This window comes from Anaerobacillus alkalidiazotrophicus (assembly GCF_001866055.1).
Genome location: NZ_MLQS01000023.1, coordinates 77342 through 99505, shown reverse-complemented (window position 1 = coordinate 99505; position 22164 = coordinate 77342). Strand labels below are relative to the sequence as shown.

25 protein-coding genes, 1 tRNA gene and 1 pseudogene are annotated in these 22164 nt (G+C 34.7%); 20 read left to right on the top strand and 7 right to left on the bottom strand.

From position 1 onward, the window contains the following. Positions 1 to 338 precede the first annotated feature (338 nt). The 5 genes from BKP45_RS14920 (at position 339) to BKP45_RS14905 (ending at position 2344) form a co-directional block, all read left to right on the top strand. Positions 339 to 746 carry a hypothetical protein gene (locus tag BKP45_RS14920; protein ID WP_071390488.1) on the top strand — a complete coding sequence of 136 codons (408 nt, stop codon included), beginning with the start codon at positions 339 to 341 and terminating at the stop codon, positions 744 to 746. A 163-nt stretch (positions 747 to 909) separates the two neighbouring features. After that, entirely contained in the window at positions 910 to 1032 is a 123-nt protein-coding gene (locus tag BKP45_RS23370) for a hypothetical protein (protein WP_281243180.1), read from the top strand. 116 nt (positions 1033 to 1148) lie between these two features. Then, positions 1149 to 1364, top strand: a complete 216-nt coding sequence (locus BKP45_RS14915; protein ID WP_071390487.1) for a hypothetical protein — start codon at positions 1149 to 1151, stop codon at positions 1362 to 1364. Between the two features lie 111 nt (positions 1365 to 1475). Further along, positions 1476 to 1784, top strand: coding sequence for a hypothetical protein (locus tag BKP45_RS14910; RefSeq protein ID WP_071390486.1), 309 nt, complete (start codon positions 1476 to 1478; stop codon positions 1782 to 1784). Between the two features lie 38 nt (positions 1785 to 1822). Then, entirely contained in the window at positions 1823 to 2344 is a 522-nt protein-coding gene (locus BKP45_RS14905) for an AAA family ATPase (protein ID WP_071390485.1), read from the top strand. Positions 2345 to 2475: 131 nt separating this feature from the next. On the opposite strand, the gene BKP45_RS14900 is transcribed toward BKP45_RS14905, so the two are convergent. After that, entirely contained in the window at positions 2476 to 3579 is a 1104-nt protein-coding gene (locus BKP45_RS14900; protein WP_245747518.1) for an IS4 family transposase, read from the bottom strand. Positions 3580 to 4028: 449 nt separating this feature from the next. Here BKP45_RS14900 and BKP45_RS22650 point away from each other — a divergent pair, with 449 nt between their 5' ends. The 4 genes from BKP45_RS22650 (at position 4029) to BKP45_RS14880 (ending at position 5633) form a co-directional block, all read left to right on the top strand. After that, a complete protein-coding gene (locus tag BKP45_RS22650) occupies positions 4029 to 4169 on the top strand; it encodes a hypothetical protein (protein WP_169824136.1) in 141 nt (46 codons plus the stop codon). Continuing rightward, positions 4166 to 4360 carry a helix-turn-helix domain-containing protein gene (locus tag BKP45_RS14890; protein WP_071390483.1) on the top strand — a complete coding sequence of 65 codons (195 nt, stop codon included), beginning with the start codon at positions 4166 to 4168 and terminating at the stop codon, positions 4358 to 4360. Before BKP45_RS22650 ends, BKP45_RS14890 begins: the two co-directional genes overlap by 4 nt. 86 nt (positions 4361 to 4446) lie before the next feature. Continuing rightward, entirely contained in the window at positions 4447 to 4980 is a 534-nt protein-coding gene (locus tag BKP45_RS14885) for a tyrosine-type recombinase/integrase (RefSeq protein WP_071390482.1), read from the top strand. Between the two features lie 32 nt (positions 4981 to 5012). Further along, positions 5013 to 5633, top strand: coding sequence for a site-specific integrase (locus tag BKP45_RS14880; protein ID WP_071390481.1), 621 nt, complete (start codon positions 5013 to 5015; stop codon positions 5631 to 5633). A 111-nt stretch (positions 5634 to 5744) separates the two neighbouring features. Here BKP45_RS14880 and BKP45_RS22645 read toward each other — a convergent pair. After that, positions 5745 to 5841: transfer RNA gene (locus BKP45_RS22645), tRNA-Sec, on the bottom strand. Between the two features lie 393 nt (positions 5842 to 6234). Between BKP45_RS22645 and BKP45_RS14875 the strand changes: the two genes are divergently transcribed. The 4 genes from BKP45_RS14875 (at position 6235) to BKP45_RS14860 (ending at position 11558) form a co-directional block, all read left to right on the top strand. After that, entirely contained in the window at positions 6235 to 6939 is a 705-nt protein-coding gene (locus tag BKP45_RS14875; protein ID WP_322788166.1) for a LysM peptidoglycan-binding domain-containing protein, read from the top strand. 157 nt (positions 6940 to 7096) lie between these two features. After that, positions 7097 to 8362 carry a hemolysin family protein gene (locus BKP45_RS14870; protein WP_456061772.1) on the top strand — a complete coding sequence of 422 codons (1266 nt, stop codon included), beginning with the start codon at positions 7097 to 7099 and terminating at the stop codon, positions 8360 to 8362. Positions 8363 to 8586: 224 nt separating this feature from the next. Continuing rightward, positions 8587 to 10515: a selenocysteine-specific translation elongation factor gene (gene selB / locus BKP45_RS14865; protein WP_071390480.1), complete on the top strand. Its 1929-nt coding sequence runs from the start codon at positions 8587 to 8589 to the stop codon at positions 10513 to 10515. Then, a complete protein-coding gene (locus BKP45_RS14860; RefSeq protein ID WP_071390479.1) occupies positions 10497 to 11558 on the top strand; it encodes a glycosyltransferase in 1062 nt (353 codons plus the stop codon). The genes selB and BKP45_RS14860 overlap by 19 nt, the downstream gene beginning before the upstream one ends. A gap of 118 nt (positions 11559 to 11676) precedes the next feature. Here the strand turns inward: BKP45_RS14860 and BKP45_RS14855 are convergent, their stop codons facing one another. Together BKP45_RS14855 and selD are read right to left on the bottom strand one after the other, a co-directional pair. Beyond that, positions 11677 to 12552, bottom strand: a complete 876-nt coding sequence (locus tag BKP45_RS14855; RefSeq protein WP_071390478.1) for a selenium metabolism-associated LysR family transcriptional regulator — start codon at positions 12550 to 12552, stop codon at positions 11677 to 11679. A gap of 86 nt (positions 12553 to 12638) precedes the next feature. After that, positions 12639 to 13691 carry a selenide, water dikinase SelD gene (gene selD / locus BKP45_RS14850; protein ID WP_084787998.1) on the bottom strand — a complete coding sequence of 351 codons (1053 nt, stop codon included), beginning with the start codon at positions 13689 to 13691 and terminating at the stop codon, positions 12639 to 12641. A 101-nt stretch (positions 13692 to 13792) separates the two neighbouring features. Here selD and BKP45_RS14845 point away from each other — a divergent pair. Further along, positions 13793 to 14024, top strand: a pseudogene (locus BKP45_RS14845) (Rdx family protein). Positions 14025 to 14654: 630 nt separating this feature from the next. Further along, positions 14655 to 16076 carry an L-seryl-tRNA(Sec) selenium transferase gene (selA, locus tag BKP45_RS14840; RefSeq protein ID WP_071390475.1) on the top strand — a complete coding sequence of 474 codons (1422 nt, stop codon included), beginning with the start codon at positions 14655 to 14657 and terminating at the stop codon, positions 16074 to 16076. Positions 16077 to 16671: 595 nt separating this feature from the next. Here selA and BKP45_RS14835 read toward each other — a convergent pair. Next, positions 16672 to 16809 (bottom strand): small acid-soluble spore protein P, encoded by a 138-nt coding sequence (locus BKP45_RS14835; protein WP_071309627.1) that lies wholly within the window; start codon positions 16807 to 16809, stop codon positions 16672 to 16674. A gap of 143 nt (positions 16810 to 16952) precedes the next feature. Between BKP45_RS14835 and BKP45_RS14830 the strand changes: the two genes are divergently transcribed. Beyond that, complete coding sequence (locus tag BKP45_RS14830; RefSeq protein WP_071390474.1) at positions 16953 to 17213, top strand: hypothetical protein; 261 nt, start codon at positions 16953 to 16955, stop codon at positions 17211 to 17213. 55 nt (positions 17214 to 17268) lie between these two features. Here the strand turns inward: BKP45_RS14830 and sspO are convergent, their stop codons facing one another. Further along, the gene (gene sspO, locus BKP45_RS14825; RefSeq protein WP_071309625.1) at positions 17269 to 17418 is read right to left on the bottom strand and encodes a small acid-soluble spore protein O; all 150 of its coding nucleotides are present in this window, start codon (positions 17416 to 17418) and stop codon (positions 17269 to 17271) included. Positions 17419 to 17651: 233 nt separating this feature from the next. On the opposite strand from sspO, the gene acnA reads away from it, so the two are divergent. Further along, positions 17652 to 20378, top strand: a complete 2727-nt coding sequence (gene acnA / locus BKP45_RS14820) for an aconitate hydratase AcnA (RefSeq protein ID WP_071390473.1) — start codon at positions 17652 to 17654, stop codon at positions 20376 to 20378. A gap of 60 nt (positions 20379 to 20438) precedes the next feature. Here the strand turns inward: acnA and BKP45_RS14815 are convergent, their stop codons facing one another. Further along, a complete protein-coding gene (locus BKP45_RS14815; RefSeq protein WP_071390472.1) occupies positions 20439 to 20786 on the bottom strand; it encodes a hypothetical protein in 348 nt (115 codons plus the stop codon). A 150-nt stretch (positions 20787 to 20936) separates the two neighbouring features. On the opposite strand from BKP45_RS14815, the gene BKP45_RS23360 reads away from it, so the two are divergent. The 3 genes from BKP45_RS23360 to BKP45_RS14805 all read left to right on the top strand — a co-directional run bounded on the left by BKP45_RS23360 (position 20937) and on the right by BKP45_RS14805 (position 22102). Continuing rightward, entirely contained in the window at positions 20937 to 21068 is a 132-nt protein-coding gene (locus tag BKP45_RS23360; RefSeq protein ID WP_281243046.1) for a hypothetical protein, read from the top strand. Positions 21069 to 21079: 11 nt separating this feature from the next. Beyond that, a complete protein-coding gene (locus tag BKP45_RS14810; protein ID WP_071390471.1) occupies positions 21080 to 21286 on the top strand; it encodes a DUF1657 domain-containing protein in 207 nt (68 codons plus the stop codon). Positions 21287 to 21361: 75 nt separating this feature from the next. After that, positions 21362 to 22102 (top strand): DUF421 domain-containing protein, encoded by a 741-nt coding sequence (locus BKP45_RS14805; protein ID WP_071390470.1) that lies wholly within the window; start codon positions 21362 to 21364, stop codon positions 22100 to 22102. Positions 22103 to 22164 lie beyond the last annotated feature (62 nt).

The following is a 22164-nucleotide window of genomic DNA, read 5'->3' as shown; positions in this document are numbered from 1 at the left end:
GTCAAAGGAAGTCATTTACCTGGGATAAATTCAGGCTCTTTCTTACTAGATATCCATTACCTTACGCCAGAGTTAAGGTTAATATTTATGACTTAAGAAAAGAGATTAGCTATATTCTGTAAATGGTAACTAGGAGGAGCCGTGTGCGTTAATAGCGCAAGCACGGTTCTGTGAGGGGAGAGAATGCAATCTACCGAGAGGTAGAGAGGTTCTCTTCTACTCGACTTCTGCAACAGCAGTAGGAACGCTTTTTGATTAACGAGCAGAATAGTGCAACAAGCCTTAATAGAATAATCTTTTGCTTTTGGTAATACTAAGTAGTAAAAAAGGTGAGTTTTATGAGGTTAACAATAACAATGTTTTTCTTGATTTTTATATTGCTTGGATGCTCAAGTGGTTCTGGTACTTTTAATTTTTCTAAGCTCACAAGTGAACTTGAAAAATCAGGAGTAGATTTCACTATTTTGGACATTGAAGAAAAAGACCAATTCTTTTCTGTTGTACCCAAAGCAATAAAGGTTAACGAAGATTTTTTCTTGATATTTGAGTACCCAACAAATAAAGAAATGGAAAAAGAAGCTGCTATGATACGTGAAGATGGAAATATTGGAAATGCTTCGATAAGTTATGTATCAGACCCACACTATTTCAAAAAAGGGAATATTATCGTTCAATATGTGGGAAAGAAAAAGGTGATTTTAAATCAACTTGAGAAAATATTTGGAAAACAATTTGCTGGTCGCTAATTCCTAATTAAAGATTGTGAAATGTTGCACTTAAAGTAACGGGTGCTTTACTTGAATAAAGAGTGAAGCTTTTTTCTTATTCAACGAGGCAGAATACTTGAAGAAGGAACATGAATATTTTTGGTAGAAATAATGTATTAAAGGTATGATTGGGGGAGTTTATGTGTGGATATTATTACTACTTATCGTTATTGGTGTGGGTACAATTGTAGGATTACTAAAAGAGCAATCAAATCAAAATAAAAGAATTATAGAGCTTCTTGAAGATATAAATAAAAACAAATAATGAAGTTGAACTAAAGTACAAAAGTTGGGGAACTGTCATTGCGGCAGTTCTTACAGTTTTTGAAGTAAATGGCAGAAGAGTACAACAACGATTTGAAATCGGTTAGGGGTGATATTTTGAAAAATTTGAATGCAGTTGCACTATTTCTATATATTCCAGCTATTGGTGCGGTGATATTTGGTATATTTGTTCAAAGAGAGTTCGATATGAGTGATGGCTTGAACTTATTAGTGAGTATAGGTAGTTTATTTGGTGGTTTTCTTTTATTAGGGATAGCAGAAGTTATTAGACTACTTTCAAAAGTAAGTCGGCAGATTGATGAAAACAAGTAAATAATCTTTATCTACCATGAAAATGGTTTCTTCAAAATCTGCAGGTTTTATTTTGAAATATCATGTAAACAGAGTTCGATAATAATTCGAAGATTGTTAGGAGGAATATGTATGTTTTTATTTGATATAGCATTAATTTTGACATTGATATTATCTGTACTTTATCCAATTATACTTATTTTCGGAATAATTATTTCTTGGAGAAAATCATTTAAAGAGGGAGTTATCTGTTTCATTTTAATTAAACTATTTATTAAAGGGAGCTTTTGTTCAATAAGACCTTACAATGATCTTCCACGATCGGGCGCGAGAATTGAACAAAAATGGACTGTTCAGCAGTCCATTTTTGTTGGTCTTAAATCATTAAAACAGCAGAATAGCTTAATAAGAAAAGGATATTTCGATAACCAAATAGAATAAAGGGGAAACAGTTATTTTGTAGATAAGTGGTGATCTATTTGAAAAAGAATATTCCTAATAAAATACATATTATAGGTTCAGTTGGAAGTGGAAAGACAACATTAGCAAGAGAATTATCTTCTAAGCTAAATGTTCCATTTTATGAATTAGATAATGTTGTTTGGAAAAGACATAAAGAGCTTGAAGATATAAGACGAACCGAAAAAGAAAGAGAAGAATTTTTGAATACCCTGATTAGTTCTAATACTTGGATTATAGAAGGAATTCATAATGAAGAATGGGTTACTAATAGTTTTCGAAATGCAGAATTGATAATTTTTTTAGATACAAATTACTCAGTTAGAACCTACCGAATTATAAGGAGGTTTCTTTTACAAAAACTTGGATTAGAAAAATCAAATTATAAACCAACACTAAAAATATTTTTCAAGATGTTTAAATGGAATAGACATTTTGAAGAGGTTGGTAAACCAAAATTTTATAATGAATTTGGGAAGTATGATGACAAGATATTAGTTGTAACTAATAAAAAAGAGATTGAAAATTACTTCACAGGCTAAGTGACAGGGTAGCTGCTATGAACCGCAAAGTAGTTTACTGTATATGGAAATTAACAGTTATTTAACTAACGATAATTACCAAAAACTGTTGGTTTTTGGTAATCTGATTGAGTAGAAAAAGATGTTAAAATTTATGTGGCTCGAATGTAACTAAATGCCCCCCCTAAACACGTTATTCCAGAAAAGGGCGCAATTCTGTAGCAAGAATTGTGCTCGTTCTTTATATATCGGGCCATTTTGGAGTAACTCACGATCCATATTTGATTGTAGACGGCATTTGAACTTTGACCGTAAAAAGATTTGATCTTTAAATGTTGTTTCATCCATTTGAAAAACGTTTCGATTTTCCAGCGGTAACGGTAGAGGTCTCCAATCTCTTTGGCTGAAAGATCAAAGCAGCTAGTAACGATCTTGACGAGATTTCCTTCGCCGTCCAGTGTTTCAATCAGTCGTATCGAGTGTGTCATTTTCGTTCCAGTTTGCACGTTTCCTAGAAACACTTCCTGATCTTTAAAAATAAGGTTTTCTTGATCAGGCATTTGTTCGGAAAGTACCTCGATTTCAGCGTTTTTCTTTAAACGAGTAATAAAACGAACATTTTCATGGCACAGTTGATCAAATTGCTTATAGTCGACATAACCACGGTCAAATAAATAAAGAGCATTTGGATCAATGTCAATGAGCTCATTCATTTGCGTTCGGTCAGCATGCGTCGCTGGTAACAAAATCGCTTTATCCGGAGCAGTGACATCTTTAGTTACAACGACACGAAGGTGAAGGCGAACTCCCGCTTTCGTTTTTCGAAAAGTAGCCCAAGGATATTGACTTAGGCTCATACTCATCGTTGTCGAATCAATGACGTGCAAACGGCCAATATCTCGAACGATTGGTGTATTCTTCATTTTAGCCTGAATCTTAAGGACGAGATGGTGAAAAATCTTTTCGTATATTTTGGGCGATAAACTTCCTAGTTTCCTAGAAAGCTGCGACGTACTAATCGCGTCAAAACTCAGGTGTGTTTGGAACTCTTCTTCGTCCTTAAGCTTTTTCGATAACCGGGTTAAGCTCTTTGTCTCGTTCAACTGTGCAGTGATCAATAACTGAAGAAACTTATAAGCGGTTAGTTTCTTCACGTATTTATCAAGATCAATGACATTAATTAGTTTGGAAAAAGTTTGTTCATCAATAGCTTTTAGTAGTTCATTAATTGTAGATTTTATGGTATTCTTGTCCATGGGTGACTCCTTATATTTTGGGATTTGGACAGAACTATCAAACCTAATTATAAGGGGTTTTTTTGTACCTTGAAACAAGATTTCATAAAATCGCTTGACAATTAGAAAATATCTTTATGCAAAGTTAATGAAATTAGAGATATTTTATGGACCGAATGTTGAGGTAGATCCAGTTAATTTATTAAGTGTATTCAATGGATTAAAGGAAGAATTAATATATGTTATTGATCAGGATCTAATAGGAACTTTAAGGAATAATCATAGAAAAATATGTTTCCTTGGGTTGTATGACTCAAATGAGTATAGTAAGGGAGCAATAAAAGAGTACAGAAGTGAATTATTAAAGAGAGACAACTGTAAATTAGTTTATCTAAAAAGTTAGATACCTATATAACAATTTCATAAAGAGGTGAACCTTCTACTACATTTTCCGTAGTAGGAGGTTTTTTTTGAAAAATAATAATAACAAATTAAATGAAAAAGGTAGGAAAAGAGCGCTGGAGTGGATTGAAAAATGGATAAAAGAATTAGAAAACAACAAAACAAGTAATAACAAAAATAAGCTGTTTTGGATAGAGGGGAAAATGTGAGGAAGTTATCAGAATATCCTGATGTATTAACTGTCAAAGATCTGGAAAATTTCCTAGGCATTGGTAGAGGACAAGCCTATGAATTAGCACATACTAATAAATTTCATAAAGTACGTATTGGTAATAGGATTTTAATTTCAAAGAAATCTTTTCAACAATGGTTTGAAGGAACAAATGAAAATATTGACTAGCTGACAAAAACTTTCCTGATTCCTAAATATTTATGTGTTATAAAGCATGTAAAGTTTATACATAATGGTAAATGGTGCAAAGTTTGGTGTCTAGCTATAAGGAGTGTATTTATATCGCTGGACATATTAGGCAAGATAAACAAACGAAAATGTGGATGTATAGTATTGAGGCAGGAGTTGACCTTGCCGGAAAGAGAAAAAGAAAAATAAAACGAGGTTTTAAAACAAAAACAGAAGCTAAACATGCAATGACACTAGCTATTGCTAAACTTGAAAAAGAAGCTATCACAAATAGTGAAACGGAGGAACGATCCATGTTGCTTGGTGACTATTTGAATTATTGGCTTAAAATGTATGTTGTTTCAAATACTACCCATAACACGTACAAAGGGTATGAACGGATTATTCGTGTTCACTTACTTCCAGCCTTAGGAAAGATATCGCTGGAACAGATAACGGTCAGGGATATCCAAAATTATTATTTAAAGAAGCTACGACCGCCTGGAGAATGTACTAAAGAAGATGATGGATTGTCTGCTCAGAGTGTCAAGCATCACCATCGTGTGTTATGCAAAGCCCTAAATGATGCCGTTGACTGGGAGTTCATTGACAAAATGTAGCTCTAAAGGCAAAGCCTCCAAAACCAGAAAAAGTGGAAATCACCACCTATATTTCTGAGCAACTTGACCTATTACTAAAAAGTGCAGAGGGTAGTGATTTATACTATCCAATTATTTTTACTGCTGTGCACACGGGTGCTCGCGTTGGAGAATTAAGGGCGCTAACTTGGGGTGACGTGGATTTTATCAATCGTAAACTATATTTTAGGAAAACAGCTTACGATGTAAAGGGCGTAGGAGTAGTCGTTAAGAATACAACAAAAAACGGAAAAGAACGGGCAGTGATTATGGGGCAAAAACTATTTGATTTTCTTCATGAACTTAAAGGGAAGCGAGAAAACCAAAAGAAACTATTAGGTCCTTCATTTAATGAAAACAACTTAGTTTTTGTAAATTCAAAAGGAAATTACTTTGATGTCCGTGATTTAGGTAGAGCCTATAAAAAGGTTCTCAAAAATGCAGACCTCCCTAAAAGTCGTTTTCACGATTTACGTCATTCACATGCGACAATCCTACTTCAAAAGAATGTTCATCCTAAAGTTGTTAGTGAACGATTAGGTCATAGTAAGATCAGTATCACTCTTGATACGTATAGCCATGTATTACCTTCTCTTCAAGACGGAGCAGCGTCAATCTTTGATACGGCATTTTAATTGAAAAAAATCACAAATGGCACCATTTCGGCACCACTTGTGATTTTTCAACTTCGCATTATCAAATATAAAAGGGTTTGGACATGGTCCAAACCCTTGATATGTAAGCATTGGCGGGACTGTGTGGGAATCGAACCCACCGGAGACGGCACGCGCCTCCCATAAGGTTTTGAAGACCTCGGCAAACACCAGTTACACAACCAGCCCCATGAATAGTTAGAATAGCGTTGAAGCATGTCCAATTATAATTTCTTTTTGGGTATCTATTTCCATGAGTATCAATTATATTGCAAAAATGAAATAAAAGCAAGTAGTTCAGAAGTTTTTTTCGTTAAACGAATTATATTCCTAACTCATTGATTTATCAGAAGATTAAGAGAACTCGTTTTAGTTTCGCTAGAACTTCCATTCAGATGGAGTCTCAACTCCACCTGAATGGGAGTTCCCACCTACGCTACGCTTAGAGGTGGGGGCTATGACTCTTAAGTTCAAATCAGTTTGATTAAGTTAGTTAATGATACCCTCCCTATAAACAATCACCCACTTACCAGCGTTTGAGTATATATACATTATTGAATATATAAGGGGTGATCATTTGAAAATGAATATATATTATGTTCAACCAGGTGATACGATCCAAACAGTAGCGGAAAAGTTTCATCTATCTGTACAACAATTAATGCAGATGAATTATATGGCTATACCTGAAGTGAGTGTCGGGCAACCTTTGTTTGTACCTTATTTACGCCCTTATTCAAATGTAAATAGTCAATTATTAACTTCACTACAAGAAGGTGGGTATATTCTGTATGCAAGGCATGCTGAAGCAACTGTTGGTATGGACGATCCTAATCTTAGTTTCGAGAATTGTGCTACGCAAAGAAATCTTTCAGCCGTAGGAAGAAGACAGGCAGAAACATACGGTAGAACTCTTCGGAATTTTGAAATTCCTACTGCGTATCCAGTTCTTGCTAGTCCCTTCTGTAGAACAATAGAAACGGCTGAATTGGCTTTTGGTAGAGATAATGTTCAGGTCGATCCTTTTTGGATTGAGATTTATAAACTGAGTGGTAGGTTAAGTGTAATAGAACAGTCATGGATATTATATGATCTTAATACATTTTTAGAAATTCAACCACCACAAGGCAGTAACAAAGTCATTATTGCGCATAGTTTTCCAAGTGGAATTGGGCTAGGTCAAATCCCTAATATGGGAACTGTTGTGATAAGACCACATGGTCAAGGAAGAGGTTATGAAGTTGTGGCGCATTTAACCTTATCTGAGTTGGGGAGCTTACAGGAATGAAAAGGCACTACGCTAAAGTGTTTCTTTCTTTTTGTAACTATAATCTTAGGTAAACAAAAGTTATATTGTGGAAGTTAAAAAATTAATGATTACGCTGTTATTGGGAAAGTTAATCTTAAGCAAACCTGAAGTTGTAGTTTATAGGATGGTGACTGTTTTGGAAACTTTTCCTTTTTTTATTATGGCATTATTAATTTTACTATTAGTTTTATCTGCTTTTTTTTCTTCGGCTGAAACGGCCTTTTCAAGTGTAAATAAAATTCGATTGAAAAATTATGCGGATGAAAATCGTAAAGGCAGTAAGAATGCGTTAATGATTTCCGAGAATTTTGATAAAGGATTGTCAACAATCTTAGTTGGAAATAATGTCGTTAATATTGGTGCAGCGACAATTTCAGCTAAGCTTGCGACAGATCTTTTTGGCGCAGGGACAGGTATGATCGTTAATACGGTAGTGATGACAACGTTAGTGTTAATTTTTGGGGAAATCTTACCAAAGTCATATGCAAAAGAGAACGCTGAAGCTTTTGCGTTAAAAATATCGGGCATTCTATCTATTTTAATGAATATATTAGCACCTATCACAATGGTTTTTATCTCTTTAAAAAGTGCGATATCCAAAATTATTATTTCGAAAGAACAAATTCCTTTAGTTACTGAAGAAGAATTAAAGGTGATGATTGATATTAGTGAAGAGGAAGGCGTTATTGATAAAAAAGAAAAGGAACTTGTTCATAGTGCTTTAGATTTTGATGAGATCGTTGTTGGAGAAATTTTAACACCCCGAATTGATATGATTGCAGTAGAAGTATCCGTGAGTCATGACGAAATATTAGCGATGTTTTTAGAGGAACGTTTTTCTCGAGTCCCTGTGTATGAAGATCATATCGATAATATTATCGGTATCTTATCGGAGCGTGAATTTTTATCACATCTTGTACAACATAAAACATTTGAAGTAAAGGATTTATTACGAAAACCAATGTTTGTTGTCGAATCATTAAAAATTTCATCATTACTTCCAGAATTACAAAAAAGTAAAACGCACATGGCTATTGTCATTGATGAGTTTGGTGGTACAGAAGGTCTGATTACTATGGAAGATGTTCTCGAAGAAATTGTTGGTGAAATTTGGGACGAGCATGATGAAAAGATAAGTATAATGAAACAAATTGATGAAAAGACCTATCAATTTTCTGCTGATTTTTCACTAACTGAGTTTAGTCAAATGATGAATGTTCCTATACCAGATAGTTCATATCACTCCCTTGGTGGTTGGGTTGTTGAAAGATTCGAGAAAATCCCAACAATTGGTGAAGAAATCCTTTACCATCACTTAACCATTATCGTTCACATGATGGATGGGAAGCGCATTCGTCAATTGATTGTGAAAATTAATATGGGTGAGAAAGAAAACGAATGATCAATGACGTTATTGTTGTTCAATAATAGATAAAAATTTGAACTTAGAATGTGTCTCCTTATGGCATTCGTTTTCATCTCAACTGCGTTCATTAATAGGTTAGTTAATCATTTATCTCTGCCATTTCCCTTGCAACACCTATGTTTTTAAGAGTAAAGTATAAATGTACAAAGGTAGACAACCGAATATACATAAAAAGCAATTGAAAGGTTGGTAATTATTTCATGGGAGATCGTTTTTATACAATTGGAATGGCAGGACATATAGATCATGGAAAAACAACGTTAACTAAAGCGTTAACAAATATTGATACCGATCGATTGAAAGAAGAAAAAGAAAGAAGTATTTCAATCGAACTCGGTTTTGCTCCATTAAAATTTAAAAGTGATATACAAGTATCAGTTATAGATGTACCAGGTCATGAACGTTTCATCAGACAAATGATTGCGGGTGTCGCTGGAATTGATTTAGTCATGCTTATCGTAAGTGCAGATGAAGGTGTTATGCCCCAAACAAAAGAGCACCTAGATATCTTATCACTTCTCGGGATTCAGCGAGGGATTGTCGTTGTGACAAAAGTTGATCGTGTTGATGAAGAACTGTTGGAACTTGCCCGAGAAGATATCGCTCAAGAAATAGAAGGGACGTTTTTGGAAGGAGCTCCATTTGCTTTTGTGGACAGTTTATCTGGTAAAGGAATTGATGATTTAAAGGATATGATTGAAGGAATGTTAAGTGAGGTTCCTAGTCGTGATGCAAAGGGAGCGTTTCGCTTGCCGATTGATCAAGTCTTTACTGTACATGGTCAAGGTACAGTCGTAAGGGGAACCATTTATGAAGGTTCTATTCAAGAAGGTGACATTTTAGAGGTATTACCACAGAAAGTAAAGGTAAGAGCAAGGCAACTACAAGTTCATCACCAAAAAAAAGAGCGAGGGTTTGCTGGGCAACGAACGGCAATTAACCTTGGAGGTATTGCTAAAGAGGAAGTGAAACGTGGTGATGTATTGGTTTCAACCCAACAATACGCGACAACCTCTACTATTGATGTCTCATTACAAACATTAAAGGGGTTAAATTATCCACTGAAACAACGAGGTTATATTAAACTTCATTTAGGTACAGCAGAAGTGTATGGGAAGATTGTTTTCTTTGATCGAAACCAATTAGATGGTAAAGATGAAGATACTATTCTTTGTCAATTACGCTTAGATGAGCCGATTGTAACAAGGCGTGGTGATCGTTTTATATTACGTAGGCCTACTCCTGTCGAAACTATAGGTGGTGGTCTAGTCATCGACCCAAATGGCCAGAAATATAAATTCGGTGAAAGTACGATTGAATTATTAGAAAGAAAGCGAGAAGGTACACCAACTGAAAGAGTCATAGATGCCTTAAAAACGGAAAAGTTCTTAACGTTACCACAGTTGCAAAAACATGTAGACTTGCAAGAAGATATGGTTATGGCGTCTTTAAATGAATTGATAGCTAACCAAGAGATCATTCAGACAGACCAAAGTGAATATGTTTTGTCAGCTGTTTATGAAGAAATTGTTGACTTAATAAAGGGTGACTTAGAAGAGTTTCATGAAGAGTTTTCATTACGTGAAGGAAAAAGTAAGGCCGAAGTCTTTCATTCACTGAAACAAAATTATCCAATGAAGTTACTAGAATTTAGTCTCTCTTTAGCTCAGAAAGAAGGAAAGATAATAAAACGAGGACAGTTTATAGCTCTTGGAAGTTTCGACCCACACTTTCCAAAAAAATGGACAAAAAGAATGGAACAAGTAGTTAAAGAAATAGATGCGAACGGAATTCAAGTTGAAGGATGGGATCATATCGTCAGTAGGTCGCAACTTCCATCACAATTACAAGAAGATTTACGTCATTACTTAATTCGAACAAAACAAGCATTTGCATTAGATGAAAAACATATGGTTTCATCTACCCAATTAATTTCAGCTATAACAAAATTACGAAAAAATACAAAAGATGAATTTGAACTTCAAGATGCAAAAGAAGTTTTAAAGCTTTCGCGAAAATATTTAGTACCATTTATGGAATTATTAGATACATTAAAGCTAACTGTACGAAATGAAACGAAAAGACAATGGCAAAAAGCGGAGTACGAAAAGTGGATGAACCAAAAATAATGCAGGTCAAACAGCAATCAATTAAAAACATCGCATTTCTAACACCTTATTTTAAAGAAGGGCGTGGGAATGCTACAACAGCTAGAAGGATCGTTACTGGTTTATGTGAAAATCAAGTTCATACAGATGTTGTCGCTTATGATGAACAATCTATTTCTATTGATATAGTAGATACGATAGAACGAAATCCATTGCTTCATATTCTACATTTTCGTAGGTTTAGTGACTGGCAAGAAAAAAATCAATTTTATTTACAAACACCCTATGTTATTACCTCTGGTGGTACCGATGTTAATATCGATATATTTAAAGAAGAATATAAAGAAAAAATAGGAAAAGTATTAAGAAATGCAGCTGCGATCACTGTTTTTAGTCATGATTCGAAGCAAAAGTTACTTAGTGTATATAAGAATTTAGAAAGTAAAGTACACGTGATAAAGCAAAGCGTTTGGTTGCCAGAAATAAGTGGAACTAGACCTAAGAAAACGGTTTATCTTAGTGAGGATGGTTTTAATATCGTACTTCCAGCAGGGTTAAGAGTTGTAAAAGATGTTTTATATGTTTTGCCAGCTCTTATTGAATTAAAACAAAGTTTTCCAAAACTAACGTTTACGATCGTAGGTTCAGCGATCGATCATTCTATTTTAAAAGCGGTTAGTGATGTAACAAAAACACACCCTTGGGTTTCCTATTATGAGGATGTACCATTTGAAGAAATGTCATTAATTTATGAGCAAAGTGATGTCATTATCAATTCCTCATTTTCAGAGGGGCAATCTTCGGCATTACTTGAAGCTATGTTTTTAAAGAAACCTGTCGTAGCCAGAAATAATGGTGGAAATAAAAGTATTATCGATCATGGTAGAACTGGTTTCTTATTTGAAAACTTACAGCAATTTTATAATCAAATAAGAGAACTTGCCCTATATGACGAACTCTGCCAATATGTAACGGAAAATGCAAGCGAATATGTGATGAAAGAACATAATCTCAAAAATGAGATAACTAGCTACTTACATTTGTATAATGAAGTTCTTAATTAGTTTTAGTTTCTTTCTAACCATTCGTTCCAATTCATCACAATATCGTAAAGAAAAAATCGGTCAGTGTTAACTGGCCGATTTTTTACTAGTTTTATAAAGTGAACGTTCAAAAGTGTTATTATTTACCAATCGTTTCTTCTGAGCATATTGAAACAAGTGAAACGATGGCTGGGTGTATTTTTTTTGTTTGTACATATGTTAAGTAGAAGTTTCGTTTAAAAGGCAATTGCTGGATCAGTTTTACCCGTCCTTGTTCCACCGCTTTTGTAGCAGCAATGCTAGAAACAACGGAATAGCCAAGATTTGCCTCAACCATACTAATGACTGCTTCTGTAGATTTCACTCTAGCTATACACTGTAACTCGTTGGTTGATATCCCCATTGATGCTAGACTTTTAACAACACCTTGCCAAGTTCCAGATTTTTCAGTACGGAAAATAAACGGCAAATTCTTTAATGTATTTAAATTAGTGATTTTTTCACTAGCGTTTGGACCAATTAAAATAAAATGATCACTCTTAACAATATGACTAATGATTTCTTCCCCTATTGGCTCACTTCCTACGAACCCAATGTCAATAGAACCTTCTCTTATTAAGTCTTTAATCTCATCAGATTCATGGATAGATAATTGAATATCAACGTTTGGATGTTTGTCTAAAAATTTCCGCAAAAGTTGAGGGATGATATAAGTCCCTGGTACAGTGCTTGCACCAATTTTGATGACTCCAGTTAACTCACCCTGAAGTCTCCGACATTCTTCAACAAGCACTTCCCAATCATAAAGAAAATGCCTACCTTGTTGATAAACTAATCGACCAGCTTCAGTAGGTTCTAACGTTTCTCGGTCTAATAAAGTAATTCCTAGTTCTACTTCTAGTGTTTTGATTTGTTTACTAACCGCGGGCTGACTTATATTTAATATATTCGCAACCGTAGAGAAATTTTTATGATCTAACACCATCATAAAGGTTTTAATCCGTTTTAAATTCATCCTATTTCCCCCCCTTACCATAGGAGCTAGGTAAAAGGCTCTCTTATTTATTATAGATATTTACATAGAGCCGCACCTTTTATAAATTAACGAGTAACATACAAGGATTTTTCTTGTTTTTCTTTCACTCTCCCTATGATTTTCGCTTCTTTAACCCCAAGTTTATGTAATTCTTCTACATAGCTATGAGATTCCTCTAAAGGGAGACTAACAAGAAGACCTCCAGACGTAATCGCATCACATAAGATCCACTGTTCATATTCGAGGATAGATGGATCATATTCAACGTCATTACTTAGCCAAAGGTGGTTTGCTTTAGATCCACCAGGAACAATACCTTCTTTAGCGAGTTCTTTTGTACCGTTTAATATTGGCACTTCCTCGAAATGAATATTAAAGGAAACATCGCTACCTTTCGCCATCTCATAGGCGTGTCCTAGTAGGCCAAACCCTGTTATATCTGTGACTGCATTTGGATGTAAGGTAACAAGCGCGGCACTTGCTTTATCATTTAAAGCAGCCATCGTTTCCATAACTTTCGATAATTGTTCCTCATTAAGCTTGTCTCTTTTTATCGCAGTGGTTTGGATCCCAACTCCAATTGGTTTTGTAAGTACAAGTGCATCACCAGGTTTTGCACCAACGTTCTTTAAAACTTTTTTGGGATGAATAACTCCTGTAACGGATAACCCGAACTTCGGCTCTTGGTCATCGATCGAGTGCCCTCCAATAACTGTTGCTCCTGCTTCATGAACTTTGTCAGTTGCCCCGCATAATATTTTTGCTAATATATCGGGACCTAACTTCTTTATAGGATAGCCAACAATATTTAAAACTGTTTTTGGAGTTCCACCCATAGCGTACACATCACTCAATGAATTAGCCGCCGCAATTTGTCCAAACATATACGGATCATCAACAATAGGAGTAAAAAAGTCAACAGTTTGTATAATAGCTACTTCATCTGTTAATTGATATACGCCAGCATCATCGGAAGTTTCATGTCCTACAAGGACGTTAGGGTCATAAGCACGTGCGGGTAATTGACACAAAACTTGTGCCAGGTCCTCAGGACCAATTTTACAGCCTCAACCACCTTTGTTAGTCATCATTGTCAATTTAATTGGGTTATTTTCCATGTTATTTGCACCTCCTACCGATTAGTATAAGCGTATTTTTTGATTAATGACAAATAATATCTTAAAATGATAGTAAATATTAATGAAATGAGGGTTAATTAATGGCTTATCATGTTGAAATCCAGTTTTGTATGCAGTGAAACTTTGCACCGAAAGCTGCGGGGGCTCGCAGAAGAATTATTTAATCATTTCCGATCTGATATTACAAAATTAAATTTAGTCCCTAGTTCTGGTGGCGCTTTCGAAGTTACTGTTAACGATATTAAAGTGTACTCTAAGCTAGAAACAGGTGAATTTCCACAAGTTGATGAAATTATTGAAAAAATAAAATAAATTCCCATAAATGAATGGAAAGATGAGGGCTAAATTAGAGTTCTCATCTTTTTTTATTAACAAAAGGGAAGGGTTAGCAGTAAAATAGCGAAAGTTAGAAATTGTTATCAAGAGTATAATAAAAAAGGTGACCGGAAACGATCACCTTTACACCATCTCATGACTTTATGTCTGGGGCCTTATCGATTTGTATTTTTCGGTGACACCTCATTTCATGTCCTTTTATTAGAACAGTTTAAAAAGGTTTTAGCTTATCAAGCGTTATCACCTCTTTGAGGTATTTAAAAAAGCAAATCCTAATTCCAGAAACAATCATTTGATGGGAGAAAGAGCTAATAAGCTCTTCTAGATATTATTATGGCTTTTATCTTTAGTAATATAATTGGTAATTATTTCATGTTGATTACGGGATTTTATTTAGAAAAAAAATAGGTGTGTGTGGTATGTTGTTAATCGCGAAAAACACGAATGGAAAACTAACTTTAACTATTGTGTTAAAATAATAATTTAAGCGTTGATAACACTTATTATTGAACTGAAATTATTATGTTGTTAGTGTTTTTATAAAAATTTAGATATAATAATTCACATTAACAATGATCATTGTGTTTAATAATGGAGAGTGAAAAAATGATTGGCTATTTACGTGAAATACCTGCAATACATACTTTAAAAAATGACGAACGTTTTTTCCAATACAGCGTTCAATATGACCTTTCTGAGAGTGAATTAACACAATTAGTTCAAAAAGAGATTGACAAATTAAGATCGGAAATCTTAGATCAACAAAACTCAATATCCAGTAATCCAACAAAGCAATTGTTTACTGACTTACTATTTAAACGTCTATTAGTAAGAATTAAAAAGCATGAACCTTTTTATTTGAGGCGAGTCATTAATGCTACAGGTACAATTTTACATACGAACTTAGGAAGAGCGAAGTTAAGTGAAATAGCAATTGAGAAAGTTGTTGAAACAGCAAAGAATTATTCTAATTTAGAGTTTAATATTGAAGAAGGTAAACGGGGTTCTAGACACGATATTATTGACGAATGTATTAAAAGAATTACAGGGGCAGAAGCGGCTATGGTCGTTAACAATAATGCTGCGGCAGTATACTTAATATTACGAGCGTTGGCTAAGGATAAGGAAGTCATTGTGTCTAGAGGGCAGCTTGTCGAGATTGGCGGTTCATTTAGAGTGTCTTCCATCATGGAGGAGAGTGGAGCTAAATTAGTTGAAGTAGGAACAACGAATAAGACGCACTTATATGATTATGAAACGGCAATTAGTGAAGAAACAGCCATGGTTCTAAAAGTTCATACGAGTAATTTTAAAACGTTTGGATTTACTGCGTCAGTTGAAACGGATGAATTAGCTAATCTAAAAAAGAAACATGATGGGTTAATCTTTTATGAAGATTTAGGAAGTGGAGCACTTTACGATTTCCAAAAACATGGAATAGGTGATGAGCCTGTTGTTTCAAAAGTACTGAACATGGGGGTAGATGTCGTATCCTTTAGTGGAGACAAGCTATTAGGTGGTCCGCAAGCTGGCATCATTGCTGGAAAAAAAGAAATTATTCAAAAGTTAAAAAAGCACCAATTAGCTAGAGTTTTACGTGTTGATAAAATGACGTTAGCAGCGCTAGAAGGCACTTTAAAATCTTATGAACACAATACAGCTCAAAAAGACGTACCTACAGTAAGAGATATTTTAGCAAGTGCTACAGAGATTGAGAGAAAAGTTCAATCTTTTTATGAAGAGTTACAAAGTAGATGTTCAATTTATTCGTGTGATATTGCCGATGAAACGTCTCAAATTGGTGGAGGGACTATGCCGACAGAAGAAATAGTTACAAAAGCGGTTGCAATTTCTACACATTTAAGTACAGCTAATGAATTGTCAGAACGATTACGTCTACATAAACCAGCAGTTGTTACAAGAAGAAAGGCTGACAAAGTTCTTTTAGATTTTAGAACAATTTCAGAGGAAGAAGCATTATTAATTGTTGAGGCACTTGAAAATATTGAAAAGAAATTAAGAGGTTGATGAGTTCATCAACCTCTTAATTGCCATGCAATTGTTTTGCTGGTGGTATGCATCATTAGATCTAGATTAGCAACTAAAAATCTGCTAACGGGCACAGGGGACCTTTATTTTACAGATTTGATCAAATAATTTGAGCTATCGGACATGAGGTACGTTATTTCATGAAAATCTGCTATATTTGGTGCTAAATTAAGTAAATAACGAACCTGATGTCCGTTAACCCTTTTAAAATACCCTTTTGTTCACAAATAACGGCTCTTTTGTCCGATAGAGTTAATATAATTAACAACGCTTCTTGCACTAAACCATCCTTATATTAAAAATGGCTTAATATTAACTTCATAGAAGCATTATCTACAGGATAGTAAAGTATTCAACGTACACACGATAGTGGGTATTGACACAAGTAGGGGCTTCATTTTTTCTCTTACCATAATTTGTTTCCACTAAAAAAATAGTCATTTGAGCCAACTCTAATCACATTGATATTACAAAAAAGGGCGTTAAAAACTGTGTCAGTTTTAACGCCAATTTATCTGCATTTTTCATCTTGGAGCCTTTAGCTGAACCCGTTAGGAGTTTAAACCCTTTTTAGTTAGCTCTCGCCATCAGTTTGACCGACGTGATTATGCTTTTTAACTTTTTTGGATCCGCTTAATGGTTCAGGTTGACCAGGGTTATGTCCTTTTGGTGCATTTTTTCGTTGGTCTTTATACGTATTTTTCTCAGTCACTACTTACCCCTCCAAAAAATAAACTATATTACTTTATTTATTATTTAAGTGTAATTGAAAAACTATTCATCTATAGCGTGAATAGATTTTCATTCGATAATAAAAACTAATAAAGTACAATAGCTAAAAAGGGGGAGTTTGTTTTGCCATACATTAAAAACAAGCAACAAGCATTCCAAGCAGCACAACAAGCATTTGTTCAAGCTCAGCAAGCAACAAATAATTTAATACCTAACGATGAGGATTTTGGTCACCATTTTAAACAAGCTGAACAAGAAGTTATGGAAGCTGAACAAGTGATTGATAAAGCTTTACGCAATGCATCAGAACATCAACGACATGAGTTAGAGAAATTTCAGAATGAGCTAGCAGAAATAAAAGGAAATTTGGATCGTATGAGTTAAACGTTAGTTTAAAGATTACTCCACAGTTACCTGTGGAGTTTTTCTGTTGTTTCCCTTATTGTCTTTTTTTCGTTTTTTTATTGAATTGCTTTTGTTCTGCTGTAAGAGGCTCATTTGAGAATTCTTCGTTGTATCCTGTGCCGATGCCTTGAGCACTAGCATCATTCATACCAGGTCTTACATGATTTGCTTTTCTTTTTGCCATATTACACACCTCCATTTCTTTACTACTATTTTTTCTAGATTAATGTTTTCTATGATATGAAATTGAAAAAGAAACAAAAACTAGTCGGGAATAGGTAAATGATAAGAGAAAAAACGTGGAATGAAGGAGGTAGGAAAGCGTTGCCAGAAGGATTTTTTACCCTTATTTTTAAATAAGTATTTAGACAATTGAAAAAATGTGTTGTAAGATAATGTAGAAGGAGGGTTTTACATATGAATGAAAATAATTTGTATAACGCACGTTCATCGTTTCAAGTAAACGGTAAAAAGTATAATTATTACAACCTTAAATCTCTAGAAGAAGCAGGAGTTGGGAATGTAACAAAATTACCTTACTCTATTAAGATTTTACTAGAATCTGTTTTAAGACAATATGACGGATCAGTAATTAAAGAAGAACATGTAACAAACTTAGCAAAATGGGGGACAAGTGAAGTTAAGGATATTGATGTTCCTTTTAAACCCTCTCGTGTAATTTTGCAAGACTTTACTGGCGTTCCTGCAGTCGTCGATTTAGCTTCTTTACGTAAAGCAATGGCTGACTTAGGTGGAGATCCGAATAAGATTAACCCAGCGATTCCGGTAGACCTTGTAGTAGACCATTCTGTACAAGTTGATGAATTCGGCGCAGATGACTCTTTAGAAAAAAATATGGATTTGGAATTTGCTAGAAATGAAGAACGTTATAAGTTCTTAAGTTGGGCTCAAAAATCATTTGATAATTATCGTGCAGTTCCACCAGCGACTGGTATTGTCCACCAAGTTAACCTTGAATACTTGGCAAGTGTTGTTCAAACAGTTGAACAAAACGGAGAATTTGAAGCATTTCCTGATTCGTTAGTAGGAACAGATTCACATACAACGATGATTAATGGACTTGGAATTCTTGGCTGGGGTGTTGGTGGTATTGAGGCAGAAGCAGGAATGCTTAAGCAACCATCCTATTTCCCAGTTCCAGAAGTTATTGGAGTTAAACTTGTAGGAACTTTACCAAATGGTACAACAGCTACAGATTTAGCATTAAAAGTAACGCAAGTTCTTCGTCAAAAGAATGTTGTTGGAAAGTTCGTGGAGTTCTTTGGACCAGGTCTTTCGGAAATGCCTTTAGCTGATCGTGCAACAGTTTCTAATATGGCACCTGAATATGGTGCAACATGTGGATTCTTCCCAGTTGATGAAGAAGCCCTTAATTATTTACGTCTAACTGGCAGAAGTGAAGAACAAATTAAGATTGTCGAAGAGTACTGTAAGGCAAACAGTTTGTTCTATACTTCTGATTTAGAAGATCCTATTTTTACAGATATAGTTGAAATTGATTTATCTGAAATCGAACCAAACCTTTCGGGCCCTAAACGTCCACAAGACTTAATTCCACTTTCTAAGATGAAAACTGAGTGGGAAAAAGCATTAAAGGCACCAGCAGGAAGCAGTGGATTTGATTTAAGTGATGACGAAATTGCTAAATCAGTTACTGTGACACATCCAAATGGAGAAACATCCACATTTGGTACAGGAGCTGTGATGATTGCAGCTATTACTAGCTGTACAAATACATCTAATCCATTTGTTATGCTAGGAGCGGGATTACTTGCGAAAAAAGCAGTGGAAAAAGGTTTGAAAGTTCCAGCGTTCGTAAAAACTAGCTTAGCACCAGGATCTAAGGTTGTTACAGGGTATTTAAATGAAGCTGGGTTAACAACATACCTTGATAAACTAGGATTTAATACTGTTGGGTACGGATGTACTACATGTATTGGTAACAGTGGCCCACTTCCTATAGAAATTGAAAAAGCGATCGCTGAAAACGACCTGACAGTTACTTCAGTTCTTAGTGGAAACCGTAACTTTGAAGGAAGAATTCATGCGTTGGTAAAAGCAAATTACTTAGCTTCACCACCACTTGTAGTTGCCTATGCTTTAGCTGGCAATGTGAATTTTGATCTGTTAAATGATTCATTTGGAAAAGATCAGGATGGAAATGATGTTTACTTTAAGGATCTTTGGCCATCAACAGATGAAGTTAAGGAAGCAATGTCTAAAGCAGTAAAACCTGAATTATTCAAAAATGAATATGAGCGTGTATTTGAAGAAAATGAGCGTTGGAATGAGCTGAAAACAACAGAAGAAAACCTTTATACGTGGGATACTGAATCAACGTATATTCAAAATCCACCGTTCTTTGAAAACCTTTCACCTGAGCCGGAGGAAGTAAAAGAACTTACAGGATTAACTGTTGTTGCAAAACTTGGTGATTCTGTAACTACAGACCACATCTCTCCTGCAGGCTCAATTGGAAAAGATACACCTGCTGGTAAGTATTTAATTTCAAAAGGGTTAACACCAGCTGACTTTAATTCTTATGGATCTCGTCGAGGCAACCATGAGGTAATGATGAGAGGAACTTTTGCAAATATTCGTATTAGAAACCAAATTGCTCCTGGTACAGAAGGTGGATACACAACGTATTGGCCTACAGGAGAAGTTATGGCTATTTATGATGCTTGCATGAAGTATAAAGAAGTAGGAACAGGATTAGTCGTTCTTGCAGGCAAAGATTATGGTATGGGAAGTTCTCGTGACTGGGCTGCAAAAGGAACAAACTTACTAGGAATTAAAACTGTTATTGCTGAAAGCTTTGAAAGAATTCACCGCAGTAACCTAGTGTTAATGGGGGTATTACCACTTCAATTTAAAGAAGGGGAAAATGCAGACGTATTAGGTTTAACTGGAAAAGAAGCGTTAACTGTTAAAGTATCTAATGATATTAGACCTAGAGATCTAGTTACTGTTATTGCAACAAATCATGAAACTGGTGAAGAGAAGGAATTCGAAGTTATCGCTCGATTCGATAGTGAAGTCGAAATTGACTACTATCGCCACGGTGGTATTTTACAAATGGTTCTTCGCGCTAAGCTTGCTGAAGAAAAGGCGAATGCCTAATTAGACTGTATGAATTAGTAAAGAGGGTCAAATTTACATATGTAAATTTGACCCTCTTTCTTACTTTTTCAAAATATATGTGGCACGGTCTGTTTTTACTGTCAACAATTCACTAGATGCTTCGATCGAGTAAAGCTCATGTATTGGTAGTTCGTAGCTATCTAAAGGTAACTTAAAGGTGTTACCATTTTTTTGTAGTACGGTTCCATTCCCTTTTAATTGTATTGTGTGTGGGTCTACATAGTCATCTTCGTCCTCAATTTGATTTACAATCTCAACACCTCTTAAAGCTAATGTATTTTTATCTAAATCATTTCTCTCCTTTTTTTCAATTGTTATTTCATAACCAACCCATCCCTGTAACTCTTGTAGCAACAATTCAATTGCTTTATTTGTCATTTCACTCATCTTAAACGCCTCCTTTTAGTAACCTAAAGTTTATGATTTGCACTCAATTTATGAATCATGCATGTAATAGCGTACTCAAAAAATGAAATATTTTAGTAAGGAGTTGAAAATACTACAAATGAAATAGATTTGAAAGGAGGGGAATTAATAGTGGGAAGGCAAAAGAAAGGTAATGCTAACGCGCAAAGAAACAATAATAAAAAGCAAATGGGAAAGAAAAATCATGCTTCTGAATTATCAACATTTTCTGAAATAGAAGCAGAAAAAATGAAAAATGATTAGGAGGATTTGACATGACTGTACAAACACAAATGCAGCAAGCTATTGCTTCTGCTCAAAGTGTTGAAGCAAGCCTAACTCAGTTTTCATTAGAAACTGAAAACCAACAGGCGAAACAATTATATAGTCAACTAGCCCAACAACAAAGAGGTATTGTTACACAATTAGAGGGGCGCTATCAACAAATCCTACAACAAGAACCGCAATTTAATCAAAATTAATAATAAAGTTTGGCTCATTAGGCTATGTCCTAATTGAGCCAAGTTATACATATAGGATAAGGATGGGTTGTCATTATGTTTGATTTTTGGACTGGTGCAGAGAGTTTGCCGGTTTATGGATTTTTGATACGTGCAGTAATTGTCTATATTTATGTTTTTGTTATTATTAAAATTTTAGGACAACGTTCAATGGTAGCGCTCAATCCAATAGATTTTCTTTTTGCTGTAATTATTGGTGATGTTGTTGGTGAACCGTTGTCAAGCGGAGATATTCCTCTCGCTGGCCCATTAGCATCGGCAGCATTAATAGCTGGCATACATTTGTTTTTGTCCATTATTGCTTTAAAAACACCTAGATTCAGACGAATTATTGAGGATGAGCCGATTATTATAATTGAAAAAGGAAAAATATTAAATAAAGAAATGAGAAAAGTAAAAATGACAGTAGAATCACTATTAATGGACTTGCGTCTACAAAGCGCAACTGATTTATCAGAGATCGATTATGCGATTTTAGAGGCGAACGGACAAATAAGTGTGATTAAAAAAAGTCAATATGATTCCCTAACACCAAATGATATGTTAAAGCAAGTAGCTCCTAAAGGATATCCGACTGTGCTAATTCAAGATGGAATTATTGTCGATGTAAACTTGAAAAAAGTAGGTACTAAAGGATGGCTTGAAGAACAATTAAAAAAACATGGGATAAACGATCATTCTGATTGTTTTCTGATGACAATGGATGAATCGGGTCAAATTTACGTGAGTCAAAAAAATTACCGTGTAGATAAAATAAAAAAGGAAATTTTCAAATAATTATGTTTAAATAGAAGCCCAGACGTTGATAATGATAAAGAACATTCTGTAAAATCAAGAAT